At 59.4% G+C, this 7,422-nt stretch carries 9 protein-coding genes; 1 reads left to right on the top strand and 8 read right to left on the bottom strand.

All coding sequences use genetic code 11. The features are described 5' to 3' along the window. Window positions 1–4 precede the first annotated feature (4 nt). The 7 genes from LC354_RS10980 to LC354_RS11010 all read right to left on the bottom strand — a co-directional run bounded on the left by LC354_RS10980 (window position 5) and on the right by LC354_RS11010 (window position 5,534). On the bottom strand, window positions 5–1,297 hold the full coding sequence (locus LC354_RS10980) for an O-acetylhomoserine aminocarboxypropyltransferase/cysteine synthase family protein (protein WP_223423747.1): 1,293 nt from the start codon (window positions 1,295–1,297) through the stop codon (window positions 5–7). A gap of 139 nt (window positions 1,298–1,436) precedes the next feature. After that, window positions 1,437–1,865 carry a hypothetical protein gene (locus LC354_RS10985; protein WP_223423748.1) on the bottom strand — a complete coding sequence of 143 codons (429 nt, stop codon included), beginning with the start codon at window positions 1,863–1,865 and terminating at the stop codon, window positions 1,437–1,439. A 137-nt stretch (window positions 1,866–2,002) separates the two neighbouring features. After that, window positions 2,003–3,007 (bottom strand): hypothetical protein, encoded by a 1,005-nt coding sequence (locus tag LC354_RS10990; protein WP_223423750.1) that lies wholly within the window; start codon window positions 3,005–3,007, stop codon window positions 2,003–2,005. 88 nt (window positions 3,008–3,095) lie between these two features. Further along, complete coding sequence (locus tag LC354_RS10995; RefSeq protein ID WP_223423752.1) at window positions 3,096–3,347, bottom strand: hypothetical protein; 252 nt, start codon at window positions 3,345–3,347, stop codon at window positions 3,096–3,098. Then, on the bottom strand, window positions 3,344–4,099 hold the full coding sequence (locus tag LC354_RS11000; RefSeq protein ID WP_223423754.1) for a hypothetical protein: 756 nt from the start codon (window positions 4,097–4,099) through the stop codon (window positions 3,344–3,346). The genes LC354_RS10995 and LC354_RS11000 overlap by 4 nt, the downstream gene beginning before the upstream one ends. Further along, window positions 4,096–5,166: a Rieske 2Fe-2S domain-containing protein gene (locus LC354_RS11005; RefSeq protein ID WP_223423756.1), complete on the bottom strand. Its 1,071-nt coding sequence runs from the start codon at window positions 5,164–5,166 to the stop codon at window positions 4,096–4,098. Before LC354_RS11005 ends, LC354_RS11000 begins: the two co-directional genes overlap by 4 nt. Next, on the bottom strand, window positions 5,163–5,534 hold the full coding sequence (locus LC354_RS11010) for a hypothetical protein (protein ID WP_223423758.1): 372 nt from the start codon (window positions 5,532–5,534) through the stop codon (window positions 5,163–5,165). Before LC354_RS11010 ends, LC354_RS11005 begins: the two co-directional genes overlap by 4 nt. Before the next feature lie 263 nt (window positions 5,535–5,797). Between LC354_RS11010 and LC354_RS11015 the strand changes: the two genes are divergently transcribed. Next, window positions 5,798–6,811 (top strand): succinylglutamate desuccinylase/aspartoacylase family protein, encoded by a 1,014-nt coding sequence (locus LC354_RS11015; protein ID WP_223423759.1) that lies wholly within the window; start codon window positions 5,798–5,800, stop codon window positions 6,809–6,811. A 144-nt stretch (window positions 6,812–6,955) separates the two neighbouring features. Here the strand turns inward: LC354_RS11015 and LC354_RS11020 are convergent, their stop codons facing one another. After that, entirely contained in the window at window positions 6,956–7,294 is a 339-nt protein-coding gene (locus LC354_RS11020) for a hypothetical protein (protein WP_223423761.1), read from the bottom strand. Between the last annotated feature and the right edge of the window lie 128 nt (window positions 7,295–7,422).

Raw genomic sequence — 7,422 nt, forward strand, 5'->3', positions numbered from 1 at the left:
TGCGTCAGCTGGTGGCCTTGGCCAGGGCCTGGTCCAGATCTGCGATCAGGTCGGTCACGTCTTCGGTGCCGATGGACAGACGGACAACTTCGGGTGCGGCACCGGCGGCGCGCTGTTGTTCCGCGGTCAGTTGGCGGTGCGTTGTCGACGCCGAGTGGATGATCAGCGACCGGGAATCGCCGAGGTTCGCCACATGGCTGAAGATTTCCAGCGCATTCACCAGTTTGACGCAGGCGTCATAGCCACCCTTGACGGCAAAGGTGAACAGGCCGCCTGCACCGCGCGGACAGATTTTGGCGACGCGGTCATAGTAGGGCGAGCTTTCCAGCCCGGCATAGGTCACATAGTCGACGCGGTCATCCGCCTCCAGCCACTTGGCAATCTTGACGGCGTTCTCGACGTGCCTGTCCATCCGAAGTGACAAGGTTTCGGTGCCCATCAGCGTGTAGTGCGCCGCTTGCGGATTCATCGTCATGCCCAGATCGCGCAGACCGATGGCGATACCGTGGAAGGTGAAAGCCAGCGGGCCGAATGTCTCGTGGAACTTCATGCCGTGATATGCGGGTTCGGGCGCGGACAAGGATGGGAACTTATCGTTTGCGGACCAATCGAACTTGCCGGAGTCGACGACGCAACCGCCCGTGACCGTGCCGTTGCCGGTCAGGTACTTGGTGGTGGAGTGCACCACGAGCGTCGCGCCATGCTCGATCGGGCGGCACAGATACGGCGTGGCGGTGGTGTTGTCCACGATGAGGGGGATCTCTGCCGCGTCGGCAATTTCGGCGATGGCGTCGAGGTCGGTGATATAACCGCCCGGGTTCGCGATGGATTCGCAGAATATCGCCCGCGTGTTTTCATCAATGGCGGCCTTCACCGCATCCAGATCATCGAAATCCACGAATGTCGCGGACCATCCGAACCGTTTGATCGTGTGGCTGAACTGGGTGACCGTCCCGCCGTAAAGACGGGTGGACACAACCACATTCAAGCCGGGCGCCATCAGCGGATACAAGGCCATGATCTGTGCCGCATGTCCCGATGAACAGCACACGCCGCCGACACCGCCTTCGAGGGTCGCGATACGTTCTTGCAGGACAGCGACGGTGGGATTGGTCAGACGGGAATAGATATAGCCGACTTCTTGCAGGTTGAAGAGGGCAGCCGCATGTTCGGCATCCCGAAAGACATAGGCCGTCGTTTGATAGATCGGCGTCTGACGGGCGCCAGTGGCCGGATCGGGCCGCGCGCCTGCGTGAATTTGAAGAGTGTCAAAGCCGTATTTTGGGCCATCTGTCATGATTTGCGTCCTTTGGAAGAAATTGCAGGCAAGGTTGCGCTATCGATAGGCAATGTGCTGCCTGCGGGCAAGGGCGCGCAGTTTTGGTTTGATGGCAGATCGCGCGCCGCGGCAGATTATGCGCGGCACTGTCGATCGGTCAGGCGGGCATGGCCAATGGCAAATGCGCGGCCAATTCCGGAAAGGCAGTGACCTTGTAATCGACCATCTCGATCAGAGGATCAGCGCCGCCCAAGGGTCGCCGCACTACGAAGCGGACCTGATTTGTGCGAAGGCAGACGCCGTCCTTGTCCAGATGATCCCATTCGACCCACGTGTCCGTACGCCGGTTGAGCGGAATGCCTTCGGCAATAATGCGTGGTTCAAGTCGCGCGACGCCGTTCGCCAGCGCCATGTTCCTGTATTCTTCCAACGCCTCAACCAATGTCGCGGGTGCGCCGAACACCAACAGGCCGTCGTGCACATAGGTCGCCATGGGAAACGAAAAGGAATGCGCGAGCGTAAGTAATCTGTTTTCTTCGAACGCGCGTGCGAGTGTATTCAGGAACTGCAAAGTCTTGGCGGACATCCGCTACTCCAATTTAAGTCAATGGAAGTAATTTTGACCAAATGGTCAGATGGCGCGTATCTATACACTTCAGGTTGTATTGCGACCGTTAGTTGCCAGTTTCAGTGCGTTCGTTGCCATTACGTAGCGTCACAGAGCTAGCGGAGCCAAAACCCGTTTGATTTGATCCTGTTTCGGATCGCCTGTTCACGGCGGGGCATATCATCCTGGTCGAATAACGCCCGTACTTTTGCACCGCGACCCTGATAGATGATCCGCTTGATCGGGTCATAGCCTTTGAGCACTTTTTTGATCTTGTTGGGTGCGGTGACGGTCTCCAATGTTTCGATCACGGCTTCGCTTTCGCGGGCATAAAGCAGGGGCAGCACCCGGTAGTGGCAACTGACCGGCCCATCAAGGTAGGCATGCGCTGCGCTGTCGCGCCCGCCACCCAAGGCGTGGATGACCAACGGCAGCGCGACCTGATCCAGCCATGGATCAACCGTCTGACAGACCAAAGCGGCGGGCGGATCGTTCTTGATGCGCAGCGCATATTCAAGAAACCGCGCCCCGAACGCATGCGGACAGTTGCCGAAAAAGTAGCCCGCGTTGAAATAGAGGTAGCGCTCCCAGTACTCGTCCGGTTGGGTCAGATCGAGACTGGATGCGAAATCGAGCCCAAAGGCGTCGTAAAGCGATTTCCACGTCTCGGTATATCCGGGACCATAAAGTTCAATCGTGGGCCACGTCCCTTCGCGCCGCATCGAGGCGCTGGGTCGGTCAAAATCAAACGGGACGGATGTCATGTCACCGGTGATCAGCGTGTCGGTATCAAAAAAAACAAAGGGTTCACCCGCGGGCAGGGCCGCCAACATTTCGATCTTGTTGCCGTAGGGGTAGGACGCCCCGAAATGCTCTGAAACGAACGGCACAATCTCCGCGCCCAGATCGATCAGCGCTGCGCGCACATCCTCGGCGTCGATCCGGGGATCTTTTGGCCAAAGCGGGCCGGGTTGCGGTTCGGCGACGATCAGGCGCCCCTTGAAGCCGGGACTGTTGTGGCGCAGCGAAGCGGCGAACAGCAAGGCCTCGTAGCTCAGGCGCCCCGATTGTCCGACAATGGCGATATTGAAATCCGTTCTGGGGCCTGCATTCGGTGCCATGTAAACTGCTCGGGGTTGGTTTTTCGCCAGTATAGCCGCCTTCACCGTTTCGCAAAAGGCTTCGCCGAGGGCATGGTTATTTTCCCGTTCAACTCAGCCGGTCGTAGAGTTTTTGCAAAATCGTCAGGATCAGAAAGACGCCGATGGCCCAGACCAGAAGCTCGAAGGGAGCAAAATCGGTGCCGCGCAGCCAGGTGGCCAACAGCCCGCCTTGCGGCCGCAGGTCCTCCAAACCAAAGAGGCCAGAGCGCGGCCAGACGGACCAGATCCAAAACCGTGACAGATAGAGCAGGACGATGCCGACACCGGTGACAAGACCCAGCCAAAAGATCCGTTTCATTGCACCACCTCGATGGTGTCGGGCTCGATCTCCCAGACCAGCAGATCGCCGTGGCGTGTCACATTGCCCTCTGCGGTGATGAATTGCGCGACATAGTCATAAGCGGTGCGGGGCAGGCGTGTGCCACCCGGCCCGGTGACCAACAGGAATTCGCTGCCCAGAACCGGTTGGCTTGACACAAAGACAGGTGGCACGTCGCCGAGCAGGCACAGATTGGCGCAGGCCTTGTGGGCCAGCCCGCGTCCGGGCCGCATTGCGCCCGCAAGGCATTTGCCGTCGCAAATCTCTCCGGTCAGTTGCCAGCGCCCTTGGGGTTCGACCGCGATGGCAGGCACATCCCCTTCTGCTGCGCGCAGCCCGTTCTGACCGCCACGCACCTGCAACATATACAGTTCGCCACGTTCCAGAATGATGCCCGACACTTGTGCCAACTGGCCGTCCAATGGGATGGCGCGACTGTCGACGCCTGACTTGCCGCCTGCGGTCATCATGAACGTATCGCCGGGTTTGATCCGGTCATTGCCTTGGGTGACATGGATCAGCGGATAGGGCGTCAACGCGACCACGCCAGTGACCGTCTGGCGCCCATAGTCAAAGCGAAAGGCCCCCGGACCGGGATCGTCCTGCGCCGCTCCCATCAAGAATCCAGCCGTCCCAAGACCGGCAACCAGCAAGACCGACAGGACGACCAAAAAGGTCCTGAAGGGGCCGGGCACAGGTAAGTAGCCGACGAAAAAAGGTTTCTCGCTCATGCAAGCGCTCCTTCTTTGGATCGCTGGGCGGCGGGCAGCGGAACGGGTGTCACAGGTGTGCCGGGTGGATTGGCATCCGGGTGCACCTCGATCATGCCGTTATGAATGCGGATACGGTAGGTGGGTACCATTTCGGTGAAGGGGGCGGGGGACCGACCTGTGCGCACATCGTACTGAAACCCATGCCACGGGCAGGTCACGAGGCAGTCAATAATCCTGCCTTCGCCAAGGGGACCATTCTGGTGCGCGCAGGCGTTGGAAATGGCAGACAGCTTGCCCTCCATCAGGAAAACGGCGACGCGGTCCCCGTTGGTCAGACGTGCGATTCTGGCCCGGCCTTCGGTCATTTCCGAGGGTCGCGCGACCTCGACCCAAGCGCCATCTTTGGCTGCGATGGACCTGCCGCGTTCGGCCCACCATGCCGCAAGATGCAGAACGATCACCGCCGCTGCGCCCGATATGAAGATGATGGTAAAGACCTGATTCCGCTGATCTTGCAGAATGCCTAATGAGACATGCGCCACCACCGAGAAATAGGCGGCATAGATCAGATAGTGCAGCCGCTTCCAAACCGGAGGGGTCAGGAACTTGAGCCAGAAGTCATGGCTGGTCGTGGCCAGGATCAACAAACAGACCAGCGCGAATATCCCGAAGAGTTCAAAGGGAAAGCCTGCGACCTGCCCAAAGCTGGAATTCGCATAGAGCAGGGCGACATATTTGTCAGAGCTGGAAAAGTTGAAGTACCAGTTCAGGATATAGCTTGCATGGGTCAGCGCGACGAAGGCCGTCATCACACCGAAATGCCGCCGATTGTAGAGCAGGGGCAGAAACCGCGGATCAAGGCGTGCGGCTGGCCCGATGCACAGGATCACCGTCAGCATGACAAAGGCGCAGGCTCCGAAGGCGCGGGCATTATGAATCTGTGGATTGACGGCCCGCTCATGGCTCAACACCTCTGGCGTGACATAAAGGAATATCCACAGGAACGCCCCGACCCCAGCCAGCATAACCCCGTCATAAAGCCACTTGTTCCTGTTCCACTGGACGGGCGTGTATTTGACACTCATTGGCTTGCTCCGTCGCTCAGTTGTACCGGGGCGGTATCGCCGGGCCACTCCTGACGCACAGACAGCCCCGTGACGATGATGGCAATGATGCCAAGGCTCATCAGGAGAGCGGCTGCGCCGTGTGCGCCCCGCACGGGCTTGTAGCGTTCAGCCCATCCCGCGCGTTGACTTTCAATTCGCCACCAACGCCACAGCACCAGCGGCCAGATCAGCATGACACCAGGTATCAGCAAAGGACGAAAGACATACGCGCCCTGCGCATCTTCATCGACCCGCTCAATTCCAACAGTCAGGAACACGGCTGCGGTCAATGCGCCGAAGATGCCCCATGCCTGAATGACAACGAGAATGGCCTGTGCAACGTCCATGATGTCTCCACGCAAAATGCAGTGTAACTCTCCACGAACCGTAGCGAAGCCCGCGACCCGCGCAAGGCGCTCATGGTCGGAACTCTTGCAGATACGGAAATCGTGATCGAAACGACGGATTTGAGCGGATAAACCGGATGCCGCCACTGGCTCAGAAGGCAATCCGCGCCGACGTGCACCTCGAAATCTTGACAGGTTGCCCCGCGTCTCATAGCCCAAACTTGGGTTTTGGACGGTCGAAACCCGAGTGGGAGAGTGACACGATGACAGGGACGTTGATCACCTCGGAGGTGGATTTCGAAGCCGCGGGAAAACATTCAGGCTTTTTGCGCGTGCCACATTCCGTTCATCGCTCCGCCTATGGGTGGCTGCCTGTTCCTGTTGTCTCGATCCGCAACGGTGACGGGCCGACGCTGGTGTTGACCGGTGGTACCCATGGGGACGAGTACGAAGGCCAGATCGCGATTTCCAATCTTGCACGGGATCTTGCGCCGGACGAGATTTGCGGCCGGGTGATCCTGCTGCCCATGCTCAATGCGCCCGCCGCCGAAGCGGGCCTGAGGACGTCGCCGGTTGATGGCGGCAACCTCAACCGCTTGCTGCCGGGCGATGCGCGTGGCGGACCCACCGAGATGATTGCGCACTATGTTGAAGATGTGCTGATGCCTATGGCGGACTATGCGGTTGATCTGCATTCCGGTGGCAGTTCGCTGTTTTATCCCCCGACGCTATTGCGAGGCGAGGGGCATGGCGCCGATGAGCGGGCCGCGTTGCTCGGAATGCAGGCGGCCTTCGACTTGCCCTTTGCATGGGTCTTTACCAGCGGTGGCGGGCGCCAGAGCACCGCACGCACGGTGATGGGCGCCGCAAATCGCCACGGGGTCGTGACCGTCATGGCCGAGCTTGGTGGCGCGGGTGTCGTGACGCCCGACATTCTGGCGCGGACCGAGCGTGGCTTGCGCCGTGTTCTGCATGCGCTGGGCATGTTGCCGGATTACGTACCGGATCAGGCGCAGGGCACGCGGGAGCTGAATGTGCACGGTTCGATCTATGCCTATGACAAAGGAGTGTTCGAGCCGCTCAAGGCGATCGGTGATGATGTGATGGAGGGCGATATCGTCGGGCGGATCCATCATCCTCAGACACCTGTCATGGCGCCTACGGAGATCGTATCGCCTTACACGGGCATCGTTCTGTGTCAGCGGGCCTTGGCGCAGGTTGTGCGCGGCGATGCTGTGTTTCAGATCGCTGCGGACGGGAAATCGGATCAGAGTTGAGAGGACGGCGCACCCGATATTCTTGAGTGATGTCCGCGCGCAGTCTGTGAGCACGGCACTTAACAGCGTGCAGCTATGGTCGCGCACCCTTCCGGTTGTGATCTTGGCGCAGGGCCAGTGGCGTGCTCAGTTAAGTCCAAAGCGTTACACAACCACAAGGAGACCGCTGCGCTTGCCTCCCATATCCGAAATTTCGGCGCGCATTCGGGCTGAAAAATCATTGCCCTCGACACAGATCATGCGCAGCGCGCGAGACCGGTCGGCCAAATTCAGGACCGCCCGCCCGCTTGCATCGCCCAAGCCACAGCCAACCATGCCAATCTCCGTGACGGATGTCGGCAATGCGGCCATCAACGCCGTGGCGCCGGTGTCGTTCATGTCGGGATTATAACTGACGCTGAACGATCTCATCGTCGGACCTTCCTGACCCGGCAGGCCGTGCATGGCGGTGGCAAGGTTCAGCGCATCTTGTTCACTTTCCACCTAATGGATCGAAGCCACCGGCTTCTAGCCGGTCCGCTTCAGCGAATCTTTCTCTGATCTTCTCTCCTGAATTTTGAAACCCGCTGTGGCGGTATGGTTTCAAAATTCAGGAGAGAAGATCATGCGTT

The sequence above is a fragment of the Tateyamaria pelophila genome (assembly GCF_019966495.1).
GTDB lineage: Bacteria > Pseudomonadota > Alphaproteobacteria > Rhodobacterales > Rhodobacteraceae > Tateyamaria > Tateyamaria pelophila.

Excerpts from the sequence above, each read along its gene's own strand:
- LC354_RS11000 (WP_223423754.1), bottom strand. The coding sequence starts at position 4,099 with ATGAGCGAGAAACCTTTTTTCGTCGGCTACTTACCTGTGCCCGGCCCC.
- LC354_RS11015 (WP_223423759.1), top strand. The coding sequence starts at position 5,798 with ATGACAGGGACGTTGATCACCTCGGAGGTGGATTTCGAAGCCGCGGGA.
- LC354_RS10985 (WP_223423748.1), bottom strand. The coding sequence starts at position 1,865 with ATGTCCGCCAAGACTTTGCAGTTCCTGAATACACTCGCACGCGCGTTC.
- LC354_RS10995 (WP_223423752.1), bottom strand. The coding sequence starts at position 3,347 with ATGAAACGGATCTTTTGGCTGGGTCTTGTCACCGGTGTCGGCATCGTC.
- LC354_RS11010 (WP_223423758.1), bottom strand. The coding sequence starts at position 5,534 with ATGGACGTTGCACAGGCCATTCTCGTTGTCATTCAGGCATGGGGCATC.
- LC354_RS10980 (WP_223423747.1), bottom strand. The coding sequence starts at position 1,297 with ATGACAGATGGCCCAAAATACGGCTTTGACACTCTTCAAATTCACGCA.
- LC354_RS11005 (WP_223423756.1), bottom strand. The coding sequence starts at position 5,166 with ATGAGTGTCAAATACACGCCCGTCCAGTGGAACAGGAACAAGTGGCTT.
- LC354_RS10990 (WP_223423750.1), bottom strand. The coding sequence starts at position 3,007 with ATGGCACCGAATGCAGGCCCCAGAACGGATTTCAATATCGCCATTGTC.